General features: G+C 59.1%; 10 protein-coding genes and 1 rRNA gene. 5 read left to right on the top strand and 6 right to left on the bottom strand.

The window, feature by feature from the left end; all coding sequences use genetic code 11:
- Window positions 1–1,550: 1,550 nt before the first annotated feature.
- Window positions 1,551–3,080, top strand: a 16S ribosomal RNA gene (locus tag Mal15_RS19575).
- Window positions 3,081–3,493: 413 nt separating this feature from the next.
- On the opposite strand, the gene Mal15_RS19570 is transcribed toward Mal15_RS19575, so the two are convergent.
- A complete protein-coding gene (locus Mal15_RS19570; protein WP_167546921.1) occupies window positions 3,494–4,816 on the bottom strand; it encodes an IS4 family transposase in 1,323 nt (440 codons plus the stop codon).
- A gap of 417 nt (window positions 4,817–5,233) precedes the next feature.
- Here Mal15_RS19570 and Mal15_RS19565 point away from each other — a divergent pair, with 417 nt between their 5' ends.
- Entirely contained in the window at window positions 5,234–6,505 is a 1,272-nt protein-coding gene (locus tag Mal15_RS19565; protein ID WP_167546920.1) for a BBP7 family outer membrane beta-barrel protein, read from the top strand.
- 227 nt (window positions 6,506–6,732) lie between these two features.
- Here Mal15_RS19565 and Mal15_RS19560 read toward each other — a convergent pair whose 3' ends face one another.
- Window positions 6,733–11,382: a beta strand repeat-containing protein gene (locus Mal15_RS19560; RefSeq protein ID WP_233902897.1), complete on the bottom strand. Its 4,650-nt coding sequence runs from the start codon at window positions 11,380–11,382 to the stop codon at window positions 6,733–6,735.
- A 543-nt stretch (window positions 11,383–11,925) separates the two neighbouring features.
- Between Mal15_RS19560 and Mal15_RS19555 the strand changes: the two genes are divergently transcribed.
- Window positions 11,926–13,092 carry a cohesin domain-containing protein gene (locus Mal15_RS19555; RefSeq protein ID WP_147869307.1) on the top strand — a complete coding sequence of 389 codons (1,167 nt, stop codon included), beginning with the start codon at window positions 11,926–11,928 and terminating at the stop codon, window positions 13,090–13,092.
- A gap of 169 nt (window positions 13,093–13,261) precedes the next feature.
- The gene (locus Mal15_RS19550; protein ID WP_147869306.1) at window positions 13,262–13,852 is read left to right on the top strand and encodes a hypothetical protein; all 591 of its coding nucleotides are present in this window, start codon (window positions 13,262–13,264) and stop codon (window positions 13,850–13,852) included.
- Here Mal15_RS19550 and Mal15_RS19545 read toward each other — a convergent pair.
- The 4 genes from Mal15_RS19545 to Mal15_RS19530 form a co-directional block, all read right to left on the bottom strand.
- Complete coding sequence (locus Mal15_RS19545; RefSeq protein WP_167546919.1) at window positions 13,849–14,817, bottom strand: AraC family transcriptional regulator; 969 nt, start codon at window positions 14,815–14,817, stop codon at window positions 13,849–13,851. The two genes, Mal15_RS19550 and Mal15_RS19545, sit on opposite strands and share 4 nt — an antisense overlap.
- Before the next feature lie 218 nt (window positions 14,818–15,035).
- Entirely contained in the window at window positions 15,036–16,196 is a 1,161-nt protein-coding gene (locus Mal15_RS19540; protein WP_147869304.1) for a hypothetical protein, read from the bottom strand.
- A 22-nt stretch (window positions 16,197–16,218) separates the two neighbouring features.
- Complete coding sequence (locus Mal15_RS19535; RefSeq protein WP_147869303.1) at window positions 16,219–19,011, bottom strand: serine/threonine-protein kinase; 2,793 nt, start codon at window positions 19,009–19,011, stop codon at window positions 16,219–16,221.
- Window positions 19,012–19,026: 15 nt separating this feature from the next.
- Window positions 19,027–19,731, bottom strand: coding sequence for a sigma-70 family RNA polymerase sigma factor (locus Mal15_RS19530; RefSeq protein ID WP_147869302.1), 705 nt, complete (start codon window positions 19,729–19,731; stop codon window positions 19,027–19,029).
- A gap of 352 nt (window positions 19,732–20,083) precedes the next feature.
- On the opposite strand from Mal15_RS19530, the gene Mal15_RS19525 reads away from it, so the two are divergent.
- Complete coding sequence (locus Mal15_RS19525; protein ID WP_147869301.1) at window positions 20,084–20,812, top strand: hypothetical protein; 729 nt, start codon at window positions 20,084–20,086, stop codon at window positions 20,810–20,812.
- Window positions 20,813–20,855: the final 43 nt, after the last annotated feature.

The following is a 20,855-nucleotide window of genomic DNA, read 5'->3' as shown; positions in this document are numbered from 1 at the left end:
ATCCGCGACCTTGCTAGCATCTGCATCGGCACCCACGGTCGCCTGTTTGGTGGGTGGCACCAATTGAGCTCGCGGCGTCACCACCGCGCCCGAATGGTGCTGCCCGAATGGTGCCACCCATCAACCACACCCCATCCGCGACCTTGCTAGCATCTGCATCGGCACCCACTGCCCGAATGGTGCCACCCATCAACCACACCCCATCCGCGACCTTGCTAGCATCTGCATCGGCACCCACGGTCGCCTGTTTGGTGGGTGGCATCAATTGAGCTTGCCTGAATGGTGCCACCCATCAACCACACCCCATCCGCGATCTTGCTAGCATCTGCATTGGCACCCACGGTCGCCCTATTTGGTGGGTGGCACCAATTGAGCTGGTGGCACCAATTGAGCTTGTTTGGTGAGCTTGTTTGGTGGGGGGCATCAATTGAGCTGGTGCCGCGGTCCCATATGTCCCCTACGTCCCACTGGTCCTATTTCCCCCGGCGCCCCTCCGGGGGTCCCCGCCCGCGGCATCACCACCGCGCCCGAATGGTGCCACACATCGCCAATTGGTGCCACCCACCAATACCTCGCTATCCGAGACGTTCCAAGCATTCCCGCCATCAGCCGCCATCACCGATTTGATGGGTGGCAGCAATTGAGCAGGTGGCACCAATTGAGCAATCTTGGTCCCATATGTCCCCTACGTCCCATTGGTCCTGTTCCCCCCGGCGCCCCACCGGGGGTCCCCGCCCGCGGCGTCACCACCGCGCCCGAATGGTGCCACCCATCAACCACACCCCATCCGCGACCTTGCTAGCATCTGCATCGGCAACCGCAGTCGCCTGTTTGGTGGGGGCACCAACTTGAACTCCGGGGAGGGCGGTGCGTCCTTTCCGGGCGCTGATTCGGCCGGCCGATCCCTGTGGGCGTTGGTATCTTACACATCTCAACGCGGAAACACCTCTATCGGGTGGTGTGCTGCGTGAGGCGTGTGAACTAAAGCGGTGTCACCAATCAGGCCAAGTTGTGTCCTTGTTCGCGTTGGCAGTGCGCGTGCTGTCCTATCTGAATGGTGGATGGCACCAAATTGAATTGCTTCGACTGGCTCCCGCCGCGGGGCTCCGCACCGGTGCGGAGCAAGCCGGCCGACGACAGTCTGGGGTGCCTGGGAGGTTTGGAAGGGAATTTGGGTGCATGAAACACGGGTGTTTTCGCTGTGAAGAACGTGTTTGGTTTTTTTCTGGCAAAACGGCCCAGACACCGTTGACGCGGCGTCGTCTGGTCGCCACAATCCCCGCCCACGTCAGACGCAACGGCACTTCAAAAGGCTAGCAAAAGACGTAACCGATCATTGACAATTTGGTGGTGAAACTTCTGTTGAGTTCAGCAGTTGCGAGATCGCTTTGCTGTGCTTGTGGCGGGTTCCTAATGCCCCGCCTTTTCAAGTGCAGCGAAAAATGGCGAATCGCTGGGCCGCGTAACCGAGCGGCCCGGAGCAGAATTGAACTTTCGGTTTTAACTTTGATTTTCCCAGAGTGGCTTTGGTCGCTCTGTGATGCAATACAAAATTGAAGGGTTTGATCCTGGCTCAGAATGAACGTTGGCGGCGTGGATTAGGCATGCAAGTCGTGCGAGAAGAATTTTTTGCTTGCATTAAATTCGGACAGCGGCGAAAGGGAGAGTAACGTGTGGTTACATGCCCAGGGGTCCAGGATAGCGTCGGGAAACTGGCGGTAATACTGGATGACATCTTCGGATCAAAGGTGAGATTCCGCCCTTGGATTGGACCGCATACTATTAGCTTGTTGGTGAGGTAATGGCTCACCAAGGCAGCGATGGTTACCGGGTGTGAGAGCATGGCCCGGCTCACTGGGACTGAGACACTGCCCAGACACCTACGGGTGGCTGCAGTCGAGAATCTTCGGCAATGGACGAAAGTCTGACCGAGCGACGCCGCGTGCGGGATGAAGGCCCTCGGGTTGTAAACCGCTGTCAGTTGGAAGGAAGGACCTGTGCAGAGCAGGTCTTGACCGATCTTCAGAGGAAGGACGGGCTAAGTTCGTGCCAGCAGCCGCGGTAAGACGAACCGTCCAAACGTTATTCGGTATCACTGGGCTTAAAGCGTGCGTAGGCGGCTTGGTAGGTGTGATGTGAAAGCCCACGGCTCAACCGTGGAATTGCGTCGCAAACCCCCAAGCTTGAGGAAGACAGGGGTGTTGGGAACTTATGGTGGAGCGGTGAAATGCGTTGATATCATAGGGAACACCGGTGGCGAAGGCGCAACACTGGGTCTTTACTGACGCTGAGGCACGAAAGCTAGGGTAGCGAACGGGATTAGATACCCCGGTAGTCCTAGCCGTAAACGATGAACACTGGGTTGAGGGGACTTCCACATCCTCTCGGCCGTAGCGAAAGCGTTAAGTGTTCCGCCTGGGGAGTATGGTCGCAAGGCTGAAACTCAAAGGAATTGACGGGGGCTCACACAAGCGGTGGAGGATGTGGCTTAATTCGAGGATACGCGAAGAACCTTATCCTAGATTTGACATGCTTGAGAGTCTCTATGAAAGTAGAGAGTGCCCTTCGGGGAGCTCTTGCACAGGTGCTGCATGGCTGTCGTCAGCTCGTGTCGTGAGATGTCGGGTTAAGTCCCTTAACGAGCGAAACCCTTATCTCTAGTTGCCAGCGGGTAATGCCGGGGACTCTAGAGAGACTGCCGGTGTCAAACCGGAGGAAGGTGGGGATGACGTCAAGTCCTCATGGCCTTTATGTCTAGGGCTGCACACGTCCTACAATGGTACGGACAAATGGACGCAAAGCCGCGAGGTGGAGCAAATCCCAAAAACCGTGCCTCAGTTCGGATTGCAGGCTGCAACTCGCCTGCATGAAGCCGGAATCGCTAGTAATCGTAGGTCAGCATACTACGGTGAATGTGTTCCTGAGCCTTGTACACACCGCCCGTCAAGCCACGAAAGTTGGGAGGGCCCGAAGTCGCTGAGCGAAGAGCAATCACGCAGGCGCCGAAGGTCAGCTCGACGATTGGGACTAAGTCGTAACAAGGTAGCCGTAGGGGAACCTGCGGCTGGATCACCTCCTTTCTAAGGATTCTTAGAAATAGGTTCTCCACTGGTGACAGTGGGAATCGAATCCGTGGAAGTGGTCTCGCAAACGACTCAACAGAGAATCGTCAGATTCATTTCACCACCAAAGACTCACGAAAGCCCGCTTCGGACTGTCGCCAGCCGAAGCGGGTTTTTTCGTGCGCGCTCGGGCCGGTTGGGAGTTGGGAGTTGGGAGTTGGGAGTTGGGAGCGATCGGGCATGTGGTGGTGACTGGGCGTGTGGGGAGAGAGGACCAATAGGACCGATGCGACCGAGAGGACGCCACCGTCCCCCGATCACACCTCGGTCCCATGTGTCCCCTACGTCCTATTGGTCCTATTTACCCAGCGCCCCACCGCCTCGGTCCACCGCCGCGCCTGAATGGTGCCACCCAACGCTGATAATGATTTCTACACGATGCGTTCCATCGCAAGTTTTCGCAGATCGTCGCTGATCGGTTCTCCGGTCTGCCGCTTGCGTTTCTTACGCGGATAGTCTTTGCTGTTCTTGTCGCTCTGTCGACCAGATTCGTCCGCGATTACGCAACCGGAGAGCTGCTGCGCAAGATTGAGCTTGTTGGCACTACGACGTGCAACATTGGTGACCAAGTCGCAAAGCGCTCGTAACACTTTCACCGGACTGATGCGACGATCTTCCGGGATATGCTTGCAACCCTCAGTCAACGCCATCCACATGCCAAGCATCGTCCACTGGATTTCCTGCTTCGCATTGTCTGGAGTACGAGAAAGCAGCTTCGCACGCTCGTAACTTTGTTTGACCGTCCTGAAGAACACTTCAATTCCCCAGCGTTTGGCATAGAGTTCCGCCAGTTGGCTCTCGGTAAGTGTCAGCTCGTTGGTGAGCAGGAACATCCGTTTGCGACCCACCATGACAGTCACCAGACTGAGAATAATCGGATCGCTGCCTGCGTCGATCGCCGATTGCGGCCAGTAGAAAACAAGGTCTCCGCGACACTTCACTTTCCCCTCCAAACGCAATTGCCCAAGCAAATCGATATTCTTTCCGGCACGAACGACAAAGGTAAACCCCGAGTCAATCAGTCGATTCCAGAACTTGAATCCGAAATAGTAAGCATCCATGACCAAACGCGAATCTTTTGGCAAACGGTCCAGCATGTCCAGCAGGAGCCCACGCTCTGAATCGGATGATCCGCCAAGGTTCCAAAAGGCAGGAAATCCAGAACTCAGGTGCTGGCAAAGGGAGACGGCGATCTGAGTCGTCTTGGCTTTTGCGTAGTCGGCCTGATTCTTGTAGGCAGCCTTGCATTTTCGACCGGCGGCGGCGAATGCGGCAAGGTTTTTTGCTGTCCGTGGCACAGCAAACTGACTGCCATCGACAGCGAAGGTCGGACGTCCGAACAACAGCCACCCCGGAGTGGAACGGAGGTGTTCGAGCAGGCGAGCGGAAATTGCTTGACAGAGAGCGTCTCCACAGGCTCGCAACGCAACCATCAGTGCCTGATACGAGCCGGCCACCCAAATCGAGGAGAATCCTCGCTTGGTTGCCTCGTAGGCATCATCGAAACGGCGATCGAGAGTTTGCTGCTGATTCCAGCCGAAAGTGAGCAACGCCGTGATGGCCACCCCCATCAGGTTCAATGTGGAATTCCCGTGCCTTTTGATTGTCTCGAAATCGCACTCGAGAATCGGTCGAAGTCGCTCTTTAAGTTCGGCCAGCGGTGTGCGAAGATCATCCTTGTCTTGATGCGACATCCCGGACTCCATTCGGGTTTGAGGTAGCAAGTGTGGTAACTCGCATTTCAAACCAGAAGCCGTTGTCGCATCAAGACTTATTTCAATTTCGCGAAATCATTACCAGCGTTGGGTGGCACCAATTGGGCCGGTTGGATTCAACAAATGAGTTTACCGATTGGGTAAGGATTAACGATTGTGCTGGATGTGGTCGATAATCAGATCATGGAAGCATTGTCGTAGTGCATTCGTTCACCAAGTCGATGACGTTGAGCCTGAAAAATGTCGTTCTTTCCGCGTTTGCGATCCCGATGGACCGCTACCACCCTCGGCTGTCTGCTGGTCACATGCGGCGTAATCGTCGAAACGACAGCCGCTGCCGATGGACGCGCACGCCAGCCCCATAACGATCCAGCCGATTCGGACGATTCACCTCGGATGACCTGGCGACCGGTGGCGGCAAAGCGAACGAGCGTCAAACAGAACCACGCGAAAAACGCGAGCCATCGAGCGGTGGCACCGGTGTCGCATGAGACGATTGTCGGCGAGGGTTTTGCCAGCGAAATGGTTTCGCCCGGCTGCACGACTTGCAGCGGGCACTGTGACGCGTCGGGCTGTGACAGCATCGGCTGTGACAGCATGATTGGCGCGCGACGCCGTCGACCATTGTTTTCCGTGCATAGCGAATACCTGCTCTGGTCGCTCGATGCGATCGATTTGCCTGCTTTGGTGTCGACCAGTCCGGCCGGAACGGCGCCGGAAGACACGGGGCGATTGAATCAGGCAGGCACGTCGATTCTGTTTGGCGGTCGAGGCGTCGGAGACGAAATGCGTTCGGGAGCACGAGTCACGCTGTCTTGGGGCGTCAACGATTGTGGCGACGGATTTGAACTGGTCGCGATGGGCGTTTTTGAAGACACCGAAACATTTCGCGATAGTCGAGCATTGTTGGCGCGGCCCGTGTTCGACACCGGATCGGGCAGCGAAAGTGCGATGTTGGTCGCTCACCCGGATTTCTTGACCGGCAGCCTTTCCGTCCGCGTGGATAGCGAATTGTTTGCCTTTGACGTGATGCGTCGTCAGCGACTGTGCACGTCAGCGTGCGATCAGTTGGATCTGTTGATCGGATACCGCCACGGCGGACTGGACGAATCACTGCGTGTCGATCAGTCGGGGACCTTCACCGCAGCCCAGGGACAGATCGTTGCCGGGACGACTCAGTCCCTGTTCGATGATTTTCGGGCAGAGAATCGATTCAATGGTGCCCAGATCGGTTTGCACTATCTACGTCGATGCCGCAGCGCGTCGACGTTCAACGTGATGGCAAAATTGGGCATGGGCGTCAACCAAGCCGACGCACGAATCGCTGGTGAAACCACCAACACGGTTCCCGGCGGCGGGGCAAGCTCCTTCACGGGAGGGTTGCTGGCCCAGTCGACGAACATCGGCAACTATGACGAATCCGAATTCAGCGTGATTCCGGAATTGGGGGTGATGTTCACGACTCGATTGGACAATTACATCGATCTGTCGATCGGCTACAACGTGTTGATCTGGTCCAACGCACTACGTGTCGGCGATCTGATCGATCGAAACGTCTCGCAATTTCCTCCGGAGGTTCCCTCGGGGACCTTCGATCCGTCGTTCGAATTCGAAACCGACACCTTCATCGCCCACGGGCTGACGTTTGGTGCCGTGGTTTCCTTCTAGAGACGTAGAGCAGGGTCCGCGAAATGGAGGGGAAATGGACGAATCGACCCTCCCCTCGCTACGCTCGACCCCGCCTGCCAGGGAGGATTTTGTCTCGTTCCAAGGCTCTGCCTTGGAACGCACCGCGTGTGTGGCTCCTGCCACAAACACCGCGTGCAACCAGAGGCGGAGCCTCGGGAAATGCCCGTTCCCGGCGGAGCCCGGGAACGAGGCAGTGGCCTGCAATCTTAGGACGACTGCACGGTGATGGTCAGCTCTTGCTCGACGGTCAATCCGTATCGATCCTGTGCCTGGACTCGGATGCTGAAGGAGCTTTGGGTTCCCGAATCCATCGTCACCGTGGTCTTCAATTGATCGCCTTCGATCGTGAACGAAGCGTTGTCTGTGTCACCGCTGCCTGCGACCAGGCTGAAGCTGTGAAGCTCGTTCGCATTGGAGTCCGTTGCGGTCAACGTGCCGACGACGGTCCCGGACGGATCGCCATCGTTGAGCGTCGAACTGCTCAGCGTGACCGCCGTGGGGGCGACATTCGCCTCGGTGACGTCGATGCTGAAGACCTGTTCGGTGAACAGTCCTTGAGAGTCTTCGGCTCGCACTCGGACCGAGTACAGCGATTGGATCGCATCGTCGACCGCTTCGGTGATCACGAGCTGATTGTTCTCGATTTTAAAGTCAGCGTTGTCGGTGTCTCCGTCGCCGGCGACGAGTGACAGCGTCAACGTGTCACCGCTGTCGGGATCGTCGGCGAACAGGTCACCGATCACCGTGTCGGCCGGTTGTTCGTCCGCGACCGCAGCATAGCTCAGGCTCAGGTTATCGGGTGCCTCGTTCACATCTGAGACGTTGATGGAGAAGGCTTGTTCGAAGGATTCTCCGAAATTGTCCGTCGTGCGGACACGTACGCTGTAGGTCGACTGGGTTTCAAAATCCAGATCGGTCGCGGTTTGAAGCTCACCATCGATAATCGTAAAGGCGGCATTGTCGGTGTCGCCGGTCCCGGCAACGAGTTCGTACGTGTGGCTGTCGCTGGTGTTGGCGTCGGTTGTTGTCAGCGTCCCGACCGCGCTTCCCACGGCGGCGTCTTCGTCAATGGTACTTTGCGACAACGCGACCGCCGTCGGGGCGACGTTGGACTCGGTGACATTGATGGTGAAGGTTTGTTCGGTGTTCAATCCACCGGCATCTTCGACCCGGACGCGGATCGAGTAGGTGCTCTTGGTCGATTGATCGGCCGCGAACGCGGTCAACAATTGATCGCCGCTGATCGTAAACTCGGCGTTGTCGTCGTCTCCGGTTCCGCTGATCAACGTGTACGTCAGCGTGTCCGATGCATCGGGATCATCGTTGTCGAAGAGACCGACCACGGTGCCCGATGCTTCGCCGTCGGCGACGTGGGACGAACTGAGCGTGAGCGTCGACGGGCCTTCGTTGACATCGGTGACGTTGATCGTGAATGTTTCTTCGACAAACAGTCCGCTCGAATCGGTGCTGCGGATGCGGACCGAGTAAGCCGATTGGGTTTCGAAGTCAGCGACGTCGACGATCTGCAATTCATCTCCGCTGATCGTGAACAAAGCATTGTCGGTGTCACCGGTGCCGCTGACCAGGGTGTAGGTGTGCGTGTCGGATGCGTTGGCATCGGTGCTGGAAAGAGTTCCGATGGCGGTGTTGGCGGCGGAGTTTTCCGCGACGGTGTTGGCCGACAGGGCGATGGCCGATGGAGCACTGTCGGGCTCGGCGACGCTGATTGTCAGAACCTGCTGGAAGGTCAGCCCGCCGGCGTCTTCGGCTTGGACGCGGATTGAATACGAGCTCTTCTGGAAGAAGTCGGCATCAAAGGCAGTGACCAGATCAGATCCCGAGATGGTGAACGACGCGTTGTCGCTGTCACCTTCGCCGGCGACCAGCGTGTAGGTCACCGTGTCACCGCTGTCAGGGTCAGTGGAACTGAGCGAGCCGACGGTGGTCCCGCTGGGGTCTCCGTCGTCGATTTGGTCGGAATCGATCGTCAGCGATTCGGGGGCCTCGTTGACGTCGGTCACGGTGATCTGGAAGACGTCTTCGACAAACAGGCCGAACGGATCGGTGCTGCGAACACGGACGCTGTAGCTGGACTTGGTTTCAAAGTCCAGGGCGGTGTTGAGTGTCAAGGCGTCGCCGTCGATGGCGAAGGAGGCGTTGTCGCTGTCGCCTGTGCCGGCGACCAGCGTGTAGGTGAAGACGTCCGATGTATTGGCGTCGGTGGTGGTGAAGGTGCCGATGACATCGTCGATCGCAGCGTCTTCGGCGACCGTCGCATCGCTGAGTGCGACGGCGGTCGGCGCGACGTTTTCGTTGGTGACGGTGATCGTGAACGAGTTTTCGGTCGTGAGACCTCCGGCGTCGGTGACTCTGACCCGAAGCGAGTAGCTCGATTTGGTGCTCTGGTCAGCGGCAAATGCCGTAAGCAGTTGGTCCCCGGAGATGGTGAACGATGCGTTGTCGGTATCGCCGCTTCCGGACACCAGGGTGTACGTCAACGTGTCGCCGGAGTCGGGGTCATCACTGGAGAGCGTGCCCACGGTGGTGCCGCTGGGCTGGCCGTCGGCAACGCTGGAGTGACTGAGCGACACCGTGGTGGCGGCTTCATTGACGTTGGTCACGGAAATGACCAGCACCTGTTCGACCGACAGGCCCGAGGAATCGGTGCTGCGGACACGAATCGAGTAGGAATCTTGTGATTCGAAATCGAATGATTCGGCGGTGAGGAGTTGACCAGCGGAAATCGTAAACGAAGCGTTGTCCGTGTCCCCTTCGCCGGACACGAGCGTGTAGGTGTGGGTGTCGCTGGGGTTGGAGTCGGTCGATTGCAGATCACCGACCACGGTTCCCGACGCGCTGTTCTCGGCAACCGTGTCGTTGCTGAGTGTGACTTCCGAGGGAGCCGAGTCGCCTTGGGTGATCGTGAAGGTTTGCTCGAAGGTTTCGCCGCCGGAGTCCGTCGTTCGCACGCGGACGCTATAGCTGGACTGGGAGCTGAAATCCAGCGTGGTTGCGGTTTGCAGTTGGTCGCCGGAGATCGAGAACGACGCGTTGTCGTCGTCGCCCGTGCCGCTGACCAGGGTGTAGGTGAACGTGTCTCCGGCATCGACGTCGGTGCTGGAAAGGCTGCCGACGGTCGTTCCGACTGTGGCACCCGCTCCGACGGTGGCGTTGCTAAGCGTTAGCCCCGTCGGAGCTTCGTTCACGTCGTTGACGGTGATCGTGAAGGTCTGGTCGACGGACAAACCGCCCGCGTCGGTGCTGCGAACGATCACGCTGTAGCTGGACTTGGTTTCAAAGTCCAACGCCGTCCCGACCAGCAACGAATCGCCGGAAATCGTAAATGCCGTGCTGGTGGTGCTGCCGTCGATCGAGACGATGCTGTAGGTGTGTGTGTCCCCGCCGTCCGCATCGGTGGTGCTAAAGGTTCCGACGGTCGAACCGACCGAGGCGTCTTCGTCAACGCTGGTTTCGGTGATGGCCAATGCCGTCGGAGCGGTGTTGGTGTGGGAAACCGTCAAGGTCAGCACGCGTTCGATCGATCGCCCGGTCGAGTCGGTGGATCGAACACGAATCGTGACCGAATCTTGGACTGAGGCGTCAAAGGTTTGGGCGGTGACCAACGCATTGCCGTTGATGGTGAAGGCGGCGTTGTCGGTATCGCCGGTACCGCTGACCAACGTGTACGTGTGGGTGTCACCGGCATCGGGATCGGAGGTGGTGAATGTTCCCACCGTCGTGCCGACTGCAGCGCTGTCGTTGATCGTATCGGTCGACAAACTGATTCCGGTCGGCGCCTGGGCGTCGGGCAGAGCAGGGATGTTGGGCGTCGAAAGTCCGACGACACGGCGAAGCACATCGCTGGCGTCCAACGGGCTGACCCCATCGACGCCGGTGACATCGCCCAGCACGTTCGGATCGATGGTCGGGAACAGCAGTGTCGACGCGGTCGTGCTGGTCGGGTTGGTGAACACAAAACCGGAGTCTAAATCGACACCGACCCGGGCGATCAGTCGAGCGTCTTCGGCGTCGTAACGTCGGTTCTGATTCACGTCGCCGGGAAACGCGACGACGTGCAGCGCGTCGTCGGCGGTGGCATCCATCGCGCCCGCGTTGACTTCGATCGACGTCATGCGAATCGCTTGGCTGGTGCCATAGGCGGCGTCTTCGGGGACCGTCGCGATGATGTCGACGATGTCCGCGGCTCCGGCGTCCAGGGGCGCGATGCTGAAGAATGAAATTGTGGCGACGCCGGGGACCGTCAGATTGACGTCGACTTGGCTGCCCGTCGGTGCGTCGCTACCCAGCTGGACGCCGCTGATGTCCAACAGCTCCGAATCGTACTCGATCGTCAACGTGACCGACGTGACACCATCGGCATCGCTCAACTGGATCGGCAAGCCGTCCGGCAGCTCGACACCGCTTCCACCGGCAGGCACCTGGATCGTTTGGGTGGGGCCGCGGACGAAGTCCGGCAAGCTGACGACCAGGTCGCCGCCGCCGGTGACAGTGAAGGTGTCGACAAAATTTCCGCCGGCGACAGAATTGTTGTCACCGTCCAAGAGTTCTCCGTCGGCCAGATCTTTGAAGCCATCGGCCGCGCTTCGAAGCGTCACGGTGTAGCTGTCGGCGGCGAGCGGTCCGCCGGTCGCGATGAAGGTCACCGAAGTGCCGTCGATGATCAACGACCCGTCAACGGTACCGGTCGTCGCACCGGTGAGCGTGACGTCGGCTGCGCCGGCCAGCCCGTTCTCGGAGTCGTACAGGTTGATGACCGATGAATCGATTTCTTCGCTCAATTCAGCCACAAAACCGCTGGCGGTCGGGGTGAACGACGCGATCGTGGCCGCCAGCACGCGTCGTGATTCGAGCGTTTCCAGCCGGGCGCGCCGTCCGGAACGTTTGCGCCCGGATCGATTGGACCAGCGTTTTCGGGATCCCCCGGCGGATGAACGGCGTGACGACAGGAGCGAAAATAATCCCTTGCTGATGTGGCGCATATCGACGTGAGACCTTACGAGTGGGGAAAGCCGGTGCAAAAGCGGGGTCAGGCAATCCGTTGCAATAGATCAGTCGCCGTCGAAAATCCGGTTCGCGGCACCAGGGGCAAGGACAGGATCGACGATTTTGGCGATCTGCCCGTGCTTGTCTGGCGGAATCGTCGGCCACGATGTCACACTTCGAAGCGTCTTTTTAAAACTTTTCCGGTGGATCCGGAGATGCCGAATGGGCAGCTGAGTGGGCTGGATCCCTGATTCAAAACTGTCCCGCAATCGGTTTTTCGAGAAAGTTCGTGACATCGCGACCCCGAAATCCTTCCCTAGAGAAACGCGGGGGCGTGCCGATTGCGCCCCGCCCCCTATCAATGCGACTCCGACCGATCCCGCCGCCTCAGCATGATGAACTTGATTCCCCGCTCGAAACGACGCCGTCCCAGGATTGAAACGCTATCGGCCCGTCGTTTGTTGGCCGCCGTCGACATTGCCGATGACCTGACCGCCGCGCCGGCCGCGGTGGTCTCGGTTCCGGTGGACATCGACGATGCCGCCGGAGTCCGCGGTGCCGAGATCCGGATCAGCTATGACACCAACGTCTTGGACTTGGAACAAGCAGACGTTTCTGCCGGATCGGTGTGGGATGGCAGCAGTGATGCGCAATTGACCGTGAACGTCGACGATGCGTCCGGGACGGTGATTATCTTCGTCGCCGCATCGTCCGATTTGGCGTCCGGGGCGGGCAGCTTGGTCGAATTGAACTTCACCGTCGATAGCGACGCGACGCTCGGCAGCACGACCACGCTGGACCTGACATCGGTCGTGCTGAACGAAGGTCAAATCGATGTCACGCCGACGCCGGTGGCCGGGGCCGATTCGACCGACGGGACGTTGACGATCATTCAAACGGGCTCCGACACGATTTCCGGGGCCGTGTTTGCGGACGCCAATGCCAACGACCAACTCGATTCGGGGGAAGCCATTCCCGGTGTCACGATCACGTTGACGGACACGGCGACCGGCGCACAGCAACAAACCGTGACGGCGGCTGACGGAAGTTACCAGTTCAGCGATCTGACCCCGGGGACATACACCCTCACGCAACAACAACCGGTCGCCTATTTGGACGGTGGACAAAATGAATTGACCGCAACGCTGACTGCCGGCGAAGCGCTGGATAATCAAGACTTCGTCGAAATCGGCCTGCATCCGGCGTATCTGTACAACCGTTTGTTCACGACGCTCGTGTTGCCAGTCGGCTCCGACGCATGGACCAGCCAGATCGAACGAATCAATGCGGACGCGGAATCCGGCAACGAAGCAACGGCACCGCCACCCGCCTCGACGACGACGGCATTGATCGCGGGCGAATCGGCGGCCGGCGCGGCGGTTTCCGAATCCATGTCGCTGACAACGGTGTCGGCTGGTGAAGGCGAACAGGTTCAGGCGTTCACCGAGACGATCATCGATCGTTCAGCTCATGCCGTCGCACTTGATCCGTCGTCGTCCGGATCGGGAAAGCAGGACGAAGATCTGGTCGATCAGGTCTATGCGACCACGCAGTTGTGGTAGCAGGCGCCGCTGTCCGATCGGATTGTCCATTTGTCCAATTCGATCGCAAACTTCACCAACGGCCAACAGTTGCTCTTGCCTGCCTTGAGCTTTCGAAGGTAAACGTCGCTCCGTCGCAACGCAACGTGGCAGGACGCCACACTTCTTTTCTTCTGGTGGCGGTACAAGGATGGCACTTCAGACACGTCGGCTTGCTGCCGAGCGGTTGGAATGTAGACGGCTGTTGGCAAGCGTTTCGGTGGCGCAATCGTGGAACGAGTCCGAGCGTGAACTCAGCTTGCCGTTTCGTGTCGAACGAGCAAACGATCTTCGGGCGGCGGAGATCCAGATCCGGTACGATCCCGACGTGATTCGGACAGACGACTTGAACATCCAACCCGGCCCGATTTGGAACGGTGATGTTGCCATGGCCGTCAAGATCGATCACGACTCGGGAACGGTCACCGCGTTCCTTTTTTCCGCCGATCCGGTTCAGGCCGACGCGGGAGAGGTGGTCAGCGTCGGGTTCCAGGAAAAGGCCTGCGTGAGCGATCTTCGATCCGCACCCATCCACATCGCCCAGGTCCGCGTCAATGAAAACGTCACGCAGTTATCTGTCGCGCCGCCGGTTCCGCAGGACCGTGTGGTCGATGGCCCGCGTCGCGACAGCGATCGTGCGTTGACCAGCGCGATTCACCGCAACAGCCCACCGATGGGACCGCTGCGTCCCACGGACGTCGATACGTTGATGAGCGAATCGTCGAACGGGCGGTTGGTTTAGTCGCGGCCACGGCGGAATTCGGCCGGAGAGCACTGGTTCCACCGCCTGAAGACACTGCTGAACGACGACGGAGATTCATAGCCGACCAGGGTGGCGACGTGAGAGATTTCGACACTCGTCTCTCGCAACAATTGGCGTGCCTTTTGCATTCGCAATTCGGTCAAGTATTGCAGCGGGGCACGCCCGAGCAGATTGCGAAACCGGTCCGAAAATGCAGACTTGGAAACCTTGGCTTGCTGGGCCATCGCAGGCACCGACCAGGGCTGCTGGGGGGATTCGATCAACTGTTTCAGCACCGGGCCGATCACCGTGTCTGTCATCGCACGCAGTAATCTCGATTGACCATCCCCGTCGATGCACCGGGCATTGCGGCGCAACTCCGTCGCGATCGTTCGTATGAACACCAACTCGGCCAGTTTGCGGACCATCAGCTGCCATCCCGGTTCGGCATCCATGGTCGTTTGATGCACCAAATCGATCAGCGGCACACAGGATTTTAGATCCTGATCGCGACGATGATTCAGATGGACGAGATCCGGCAGACCGATTGCCAATGGATTGATCAGAGGATCGGTCAATTCGAATTGGGCATACAGCAACGTGGTCGCATCATGGGCGGCCGGAACCAAGGGCCAAATGGAATCCGACAATCGTTCCGCGACCGGTTCGGTGTCGGCATTCGGCTCGCGAAGCAATCGATGGGGACTGCCGTCGGTCGTGATCAGATGGTCACCGCTGACAACGCGGATCGGACTTGTTTCAGGGCTTCTTGATCCACTGCGGCAGGGCACCAACCATCCACCGCCGCGGATGACAACGTACATGCTGACGACCCCGTCGGGGACTTCCAATCCCCATGGCGGCTGCAGATGCCAAACCGCAGCCTGCCACTGGGGTAAATACAGTTTGGCCAATAATTCCGTGACCGGATCGGATTGCAAGGGATTCATCAAACAAGCGTTCATTGGCGTCTGATCCGCAATCGTGGGCACCAGCGGACGCCGATCGACGTTCGTTGCAATACCGCAGGGACCTGCAGCGGCAACGTCGTGCAGGGCAAGATCATGCAGGGCGTCACCGATCCTTTCCATGGCGGAAATCCCAACCCGGCTGTCACGGTCTCGCAGCCGGATTCGCCAAAAAAGTTCGCCTGTCGAGAATCAGAGTTGCAAATCCGGCTGTCTTACGGAGTGCGTCCCGTGCCGTTCGGATGGACGCGGCCTGCCAATTCACCGCTCAGCAGGGCGCTTCCGGAGACGACGGACACCGAGGAGGGGATGGACTTGGATAGCCGCTGCGCCCATCGGAGTTTCCGTTTCGAGCGTGGCCCATCGGTGGAATCCCCAGATTCACTTCGGCTGACCAGCGTGGACGACCGGTCGGAGTCCCGTTCTGAATCCAGCCCCGGTGCATCGGCAAGTCGAAAATTGCGATAGTGCCCCATGTTGGGAGCGAGTTGAATCGGGACGCTGGACGAAAGTGTCGTTGACCCGGTTGCCGGTAGCGTGGTGCTGAAAACACGAATCATCCCCCCGTCGTCATCTCGTGAGGGAGACGCCGACGCGACGGGGTTTTCAGGCAGGGATTTCTCAGGCAGGGCGGGCTGTGGCAGCGAGTTCTGTGGCAGGGCCGCTTGGACCATCGGGGTGCCGGAATCGACTTGCAGCGTGGTCGATGTCGTGACCGCACTTTGCCCCAGGTTCGAGACGCGGAGGGCCGAGGGCTGATTGGCAGGTGATTGGGGAGCGCCGGCCCAGGTTGAATCTTCGCTCACAAGGCTGAATTTCAAGTCGATGGTGTCGAACTGATCTGCCAGGTCGTCGATGTCATCGGGAGGCAGTGGGTGAGAGCCCACCGAGATCATTCCGCCTTCGCGATCCGCCCGCATTTTGTCGTCCGGCGACGCGTCAGGATCAGGCCGATCGGTTGGGCTCGCGATGCCTGCTTTGCGCCGGCCGTGGGGCGACGTTTGCCCCAGATCGACGGCCAGCGTGTCGATCGATTCATCCAACGTTATTCGATCGATCGTCGTCGCATGAGGGAACGCTGGCATAGGGCGGATCGTTTGAACCACTTGCCCAGCCGAGTGATCCGCCGTGTTTTCAGCCATCACCGCGACGGGCTGAGCGGGCGCGACAGATGCCGGGAGCCGACCGTCGTGTTCCGTTGACGCAGCATCGGATTGAAAATCCAGTTCGATGTCGCCTGCCAACATGGTCCGACATTCCAACCGTTCGACATTCAACGGTGGCCTGCGAGAGGCACCGTGGCGACGGCGGCGCGATGAACGGTTGGCGTGGTGGTTGATCATTGAAGGTTGCGGCTTGCCGTCAATCTGTTTCATGAATTGTGTAAAAGATTAGTTATCAGGTTTCGTCAAGGTGCTGCTTTTGCATCAATTCCGCAAACTCTGGACGATTCAGCAAGTCGGCTGCATGTTGATACCCCACTTCGGTCGCCGTCTTCAGCGTTTCTTTGGCATGATCGATACAATCCGACGCGATCGCCTGTGACGGGCGGTTCGCCGCAACGGATTGCCGAATCTGTTGAGCAGTCGTCAACAATTCTTCGGCGACGCTCGCCAATCGGTCGCCGTCGTCGGGCCAGAGGTCGCGTCGCTGGAGCGCGAACTGGACCGCTTGGTCAAAGTGGTCGCTCTCACGTAGCAGTCTGGCGCAGTTGTAAAAATGCTTGCTCAGGTATTCGCGATACCGGGGCACTTCGGGTGCGGCCAGAAGAGCCCGTTGCTGATGTTGGACGGCCAAGCGATAGGAGTCCAACGCCTGGGGATGGCGGTTCAGTTTTTCCAGCACGAAGGCGTGGTTGTTGTAGATCCCTCCGAGCGTGCTTTGAAGCTCTGCATCATCGGCAAATGCTTCAGTCAAAGCGACTTGGTAATTCAATGCTTGATCGAATGCGCGTCTGGCCGAGTCGAATTGATCCTGTGCGGCCAAGGCCATCCCCAGATTGTTCTGGGTCACCGCCAAATCGCGTTGATACGTTAACTCGCCGGGCCAGCGACCGATCAGTTGTTGCTGCAGCTCGGATGCTTGCCGATAGGATTCGATCGCGGCGTCGGACTCTCCGCACGCCGATTGGGCCGCGCCCAGGCTGTTCAAGGTCAGCGCCACGCGAGCCGCGGCGGTCGGGCTGGCGTGCCCGTCGTCAAGCTCTCGCATCTGGTACTCAAGGGCGGCCCGGGCATAGCTGACGGCCTGGCCCGGATCGCGTTCGGCCAACAGCCCACTGAGGTTTTGGTAGGTCGACGCGAGTTGTTTCGCCAACGGGGCATTCGGGGCAACGGATGCGGCCGAGGGCGCCGATTGGGCGATTTCCAGGCTGCGGTGGAACATCGCTTCGGCTTGATCCGGGCGGTCCGTCTTGCTCAACAGCAACGCAAAGTTGCCCACGGCCATCGCCCAACCGGCGCGGGCCTCGACGTCCGCCGGATCGGCATCGGACAGGTCTTGCCATCGTTGGATCGCCGATTCGTAGTGTTGTTGGGCGGCTTGGTATCGGCCGGCACGGTCCAACGCGAGCGCCAAGTTGTTTTCACTGCTGGCCAAACGGTTTTGCAGAGTTGCGTTCGGCCGGCCGGCGTCGGCCAATTGTTGAAACAACCGCATCGATTCTTCCAACGACGCGATGGCTTCGGCCGGCGATCCGATTTCGTTTTGCAGCGACCCGATTTTGCCAAACGTGATCGCCAAGTCTTCGGTCAATGTTTCATCGTCATCGGCCTGTTCGGCGAACGCCTGGTAATAGGTCAACGTCTCGCGCAACAGTTGTTGTCGGACGGAACTTGCCGCAGGGATATCGGACAACAGTTCAGCCATTTGCGCGCCGAGTCGATCGACCGTTGCCCGGGCCAGGCGGTCGCTGCGTTTGGCGAGGATCGCGTTGGCATCGGATTCCTGTTTCGCCGAGGCGATCATGGCGATGCTAATTGAAAGCCCCAAAAGCGTGAACAAACCGAACGCGAAGGTCATGGCAACGGCGTTTCGATGGGCATGCGCCCAATGCGCCAAACGGTCGACCAGGGTCGGTGGGCGTGCGACGGTAGGTTGGCCATCGAGAACGCGTTGCAAATCTTCGGCGAATTGCAGTGCGGTTTCATAGCGATCGTCGCGTGATTTCGACATCGCCTTGGCGATCACGGTCTCCAAATCCTGGGGGATCTTGGCACGCTGCGAACGCAGCGGAGTGGGCGATCGCTCCTCGATCTGTCGCAGCACGGCCGGGGTGTCGTTGCCATCATAGGCCGGCCGCAGACACAGCATTTCATACAATGTCGCACCCAATGAATAGACATCGGTTCGCCCGTCGACGATCGCCGATTCGCCCCGCGCCTGTTCGGGGCTCATGTATTTCATCGTCCCGACAATGTCACCCGTTTTTGTCATGCTGGCGTCGGTTTGGCAACGCGCCAATCCGAAGTCGGTGACCCAGATCTTGTCGTCCTTGTCGAGGATCAAATTGGACGGTTTGATGTCGCGGTGTACGACACCAAATTCGTGGGCGGCATGAAGAGCCTGGGCGACGTCGATCGCTCGCCGAAGTGAGTCGTCGACATCGGGCATCTCTCCCCGGGCCGATTGATCGGCGATCACGGCGTCCAGCGATCGACCTTCGATGAACTGCATCGCATAGTAATGGACACCGCGTTGGACACCGACGGTGTACACCGGCACGATGTTGGGATGGTTCAGCCCGGCGGCTGCGTGTGCTTCGTTCTTGAATCGGGCGATCTGGCGGGCATCCAAGACTGCTGCAAACGGCAACAATTTGATTGCGACGATTCGTTCCAGTGACAGCTGTCGGGCGCGATAAACGACGCCCATGCCGCCGCGGCCGACTTCCTCGAGCAATCGGAAATCGCCAAGTCGCTTCTCATCGTCTGCAGCGGCGTCGGTTGCGCCGTGCGGGGCAAACCCCGCGGCGATTCGGTGCAAGTCTTCCAGCCCGTTGATGTAACACCGCAGCGGTTCGATCAGCTCCGGATCATCGACCGCCAGTTCTTCCAGTGCCGGTGGAACATCTTGTTCGAGTGCCGAAAGGTAGCGATCCAACAGCAGCGTCATCCGATCCTTTTGAGCATCGGACAGGTGTCGTGTCGCCGACGGCTCGACACTCAAGTCGGAAATGAATGAATAGTCCAACACGTTGCAGTGGCGTCACGCTTGAGGTTGCTCGTAGGTTTGCTTGAATTTGTCCATCGCACGTAGCCAAAGCATGCGGACGGTGCCGGGGCGCCGGTCCAACCGTTCGGCGATCTCGTTGAAGGACAGCCCCTGCAGGTTTCTCAATACGATCACGTCGCGGTACTCCGGCCGCAGCTTTGCCAATTGATCGGCAAGCTCGACGGCGCGCTCGCGCCGCCGCGCCGGTTCGCTGGGCGATGGGCCGCGATCGGCCAAGACGTTGGCCAACTGACAGGCACTTTTGTCCAACGATTGTCCGACCTGTTCGATCGAGACCTCTCGACGCAAATCCCGTTTCTGGGCGTTCAGGTGCATGTCGATCGCGTCACGCAAACAGTTCACCAAAATCTGTCGAAGCCAACACAGGAGTTCGGGCTCGCTGGATCCCCGAAAGGATCGGAAATCCCGATGGGCGGCCAACATCGCGTCTTGGACCAAATCCGACGGACTCATCCGGCGCCGCAGCCGCCGGTCTAGCTGGGTCGTCGCTAGGATGGTCAGGTAATTGCGATAAAGCTGCAGCAATCGCCCCAACGCCTGGCTGTTGTCGTTGCTCCCATCCTGGTGGTGCCAGTCCTTGGGTAGCTTTTCGCCGCCGAGAGATTGGCGCGCCTGGCAGAGTAATTGCGAAACGTCAGATTCGATTCCTGCGTCCGGGGCGATGGATGTTTGGGGCATGTTACGTCTGGCAATGGTGTTCGGCGGACAGAAACCGACGGTCGCGAACGGGGGCGATCCGCCGGTGCCCTTTCGCATGGAGATCGGTCTATTACACACGAAAAACTCTGGTACTCTAGCGATCGCGCGCCGGAATCCCATTCTAGGTAGAAGATAGATCGTGTTTTGACGACATTGGCAGCTGGACAGTTCCGTTTCAGAGCCGGAATCCGATCCGGCGACAGGAGTGCCGGTTGGTGCGGCCGAACACCGCCGGCTGGACCATTCCGCAAGTGAATCGGTCGAATGTGCAGCGGCAATCCGGCGAGATTTGCCATCCTAATCACACGGCGTTCATACGGAGACCCAAGCGATGAGTAAAACGGAACAGAGCCGCCAAAAGAAGTTGGCAAAGAAACGGAAGAAAGAAGTTGCCAAGCGGAAGCAGTTGGCGGCGGAAAAAAATGCGATGAAGTCGATCGTCGGCCAGATTTCCGCAGCCCAGCGGGCGCCGATCATCGGATGCTACGTCGCGAATGGGTTGCTCGACAACGAACGCTCCGACGAGATCGGTGGCGTCACGGTCGGCCGCCCCCTGCCGGATGGGCGAGTAGTGTTCGTATGTTTCCTGGTCGACAAAGCTTGTTTGGGGGTCAAGGACGCGTTCGCGCGTTTGGTGACGCCCCAGCAGTTCTCCGAGCAAGTCAGCCAATTCTCCTCCCGCGACCCGATGACAAAATGCGATCCGACGCTGGCGAAAAAGCTGGTGACCGATGCGGTCGACTGGGCGGGGCGATTCGGCTTGAAACCGATGGGCGACTACCAACGTGTCAGCCGGATTTGGCAGGATGTGGATGAAACCGCGTGCGAGCAGGAATTCCTGTTCGGCCGCGACGGCGTCCCCTGCTACATCCAAGGCCCCAATGACAGCCCCGAGCTTGTCCATCGTGTGATGAACACCATCGGCCGGCATCTCGGCGACGGCCAGATGCCGATCCTGGTGACCGACGATGACATTGAAGCCATGGAGGACTGGGAAGAGGACGACGAGGACTACCCCGGCGACGAGCAACGCAACTTGCGACTGGACCAACCGGAGTGACGCAGACTCCTACGAGCCGCGTCATTCCAGCTTGAACCTCCAT

It is taken from the genome of Stieleria maiorica (genome assembly GCF_008035925.1).
In the GTDB taxonomy this organism is placed as follows: Bacteria; Planctomycetota; Planctomycetia; order Pirellulales; family Pirellulaceae; genus Stieleria; species Stieleria maiorica.
The sequence above is the reverse complement of the archived record's forward strand: the minus strand, read 5'-3'. Positions and strand labels throughout refer to the sequence as shown.